The sequence below is a fragment of the Bathymodiolus platifrons methanotrophic gill symbiont genome (assembly GCF_002189065.1).
GTDB lineage: Bacteria > Pseudomonadota > Gammaproteobacteria > Methylococcales > Methylomonadaceae > Methyloprofundus.
Genome location: NZ_BDMN01000478.1, coordinates 1 through 2740 on the forward strand (window position 1 = coordinate 1; position 2740 = coordinate 2740).

General features: G+C 32.2%; 1 protein-coding gene and 1 pseudogene. Both read left to right on the forward strand.

Features of this window, described 5'->3' with window-relative positions:
- A partial coding sequence (locus CDZ78_RS22755; RefSeq protein WP_211200785.1) for a hypothetical protein occupies positions 1-183 on the forward strand: 183 nt, incomplete at its 5' end.
- Between the two features lie 173 nt (positions 184-356).
- Positions 357-2066: pseudogene (locus CDZ78_RS23425) on the forward strand (RNA-directed DNA polymerase).
- Positions 2067-2740: the final 674 nt, after the last annotated feature.

Genomic DNA, 2740 nt, shown 5'->3' on the forward strand with positions numbered 1-2740 from the left:
AATTCAATAGCTCCATATAAAGAAATAAAAATTAAACAGAATTCCGAACCATGGATGACTTCAGAAATTTTAGGTAATATTAGAAAACGAGATCAATATTTAATATCATATAAAAAAAAACAGGTAGTAAACATTTATATTTGGATTACTGTAAATTGCGAAATTTGGTACAAAGAAATGTAAAAAAGGCTAAAGAAGAATACGTCGCAAATAAAATTGAAGAAAACAAAAACGCTCCGAAAAAATTATGGGAACAGCTGAAAACTTTAGGTTATAGTTCAAAACAAAAAAACAATGCTTGTGTTGTTCTGAAGGTGGATGGTCAAAATTGTCATAATTTAAATGACATCGCAAACATGTTCAATAATTTTTTCACAACCGTGGCATCGAAGCTTGTTGAAAAGTTGCCTCCATCTCCAAATATATTCCACGTAGCCTCTACTCTTTTCCAACAGTTTTATAGTAGAGTTAATATCAATAGATTACAACTTGAAATAAGTCCTGTGTCCGAGGAATTTATATATAAGGAATTGTGTCATCTTAATTCATTTAAAAGCACAGGGTTAGACGACATTCCAGCAAGGTTCGTCAAAGATGCGGCTACAACACTAACAAAGCCCATCAATTTCATTGTAAATTTATCAATAACGAGTGGTATAGTTCCCGATCAATTAAAATCAGCACGGGTCAAACCATTATTTAAGAAAAACAATAGAACAGAGGTTGGAAATTATAGACCAATAAGTATACTGTGTATTATATCAAAAATTTTAGAAAAAGCAGTATATAAACAGCTAGAATCATATTTAGTAAAAAACAACTTGCTATATGAACTTCAATCTGGTTTCAGAAGCGCTTATTCCACCGATACCTGCCTTATTCATCTTTTTGATCATATTAAATCTCAAACATCTAAAGGCCTCTTCACTGGTATGGTAATGATAGATCTTCAAAAGGCATTCGATACGGTCGATCATCAAATTCTTTGCAACAAGCTTCAAGCGATGGGAGTATCTAACATTAAATGGTTTGAATCGTATTTAACAGGCAGACAACAGTTGGTTAATGTTAATGGCACAGAATCCAACCCAGCAAACATTAGCTGTGGTGTTCCACAGGGAAGTATTCTAGGTCCTTTACTTTTCCTTTAGTATGTCAATGATATGTCCACAAGCATTAACTCAGACTGTAAATTACTTCTGTACGCAGATGACAGTACTATTATGTTTTCTCATAAAAATCCTGAATTTATCTCTCAAAAACTTGGTCAAGAACTCGAATCCTGTAGTGAATGGCTCGTTGACAACAAACTTTCTCTCCACCTTGGTAAAACAGAATGCATTCTTTTTGGTCCAAAGAGAAAATTAAAAAATGTAACTGAATTTCAAATTAACTGTAATGGTCATATAATAAATTCACAAAATAGTGTTAAATATTTAGGCATTGACATTGATCAAAACCTGTCTGGCGAAAAAACAGCTAACTCTATTATTAAAAAGGTTAATTCCCGGTTGAGGTTTATGTATAGAAAGGCAAATTGTCTATCTGCCGAAACGCGGAAAACTTTAAGTATGGCACTTATTCAATGTCATTTTGATTATTCTTGTTCCTCCTGGTACGCTGGTATAACTCGTGCTTTAAAAAACAAACTGCAAGTGGCACAAAACAAAACAGTTAGATTCATCAAAAGCATGGGCCCAAGAACTAGTATAAAGCAAGCTGAATTATCTAGTCTAGGATTTTTAAATATTGAAAACAGAGTAAAACAGCTTCGATTGAACCATGCTCATAAAATCTATTATGATACATGTCCTTCTTATTTGAAAAATAATTTCATCAAAATTAATGAACATCATGCCCATAATACTAGATCAAGTCAGATTAATTATGTTACACCAAAAATTAAAGGCATCGAATCAACAACATTTTACTACAATGGAATCCATGATTGGAATTCTCTACCCGATTCGATCAAATCCATCAATGATTTGCAAAGATTTAAAAAAGAAGTGAAGTGCCACCTGATACATACCAGTGAAGAACGGGAAAGACGTGTCATATCATAATAATGACAATTATATATACATATATATTTTCATAGATAATGTACTTATTTTAAAATTAAGTAATCCCTCTACCCGCTCATGTTGATCTTTTAATGTCCACTTGAACTTTAAGCTGATACTTATAAAGGACCCCATTGGAAATAAGCTGAATGGCTTTCATGGGCTATCCTTGGTGAGAAAGTTCTCAGCAGCTACAATTGGTGGATTGAAGTTTCAGTTAAAGATGGCAGTTTTATGTTTTATTTTTAACTTAACGAGAAATTTTTAAACACTTGTGTATGATGTTGAAATTTTTAAACCTAAATATATTTTACCTTTTACCTTTATGGTCAGTTCAATAAAGAAGATTACAATCACATTATTAAGAGTTTATGATGACCTTGTATTGAACTGGTCAAGGTAATTTTCTATTTAAATCAGATAAGATATCGAGGCCAATTTAATTGTGTTACTTTTGAACGGTTGACCGGTTCAAGCCATACTTTATAAATAAATGTTTACAGATATGTTGAACATCGTTTGTATTAATCCTTTGTTGTTCTTAATTGGAAAATGGAACTCCCACAGTGTTGGGCTACCGATGATTTCTAAATAGTTTTAACATTTGCATAAAATAGATCAAGAGGATAAGTGAGAGTTTATTTTATTGACGTAAATCTGAGTATCGCTCAGGG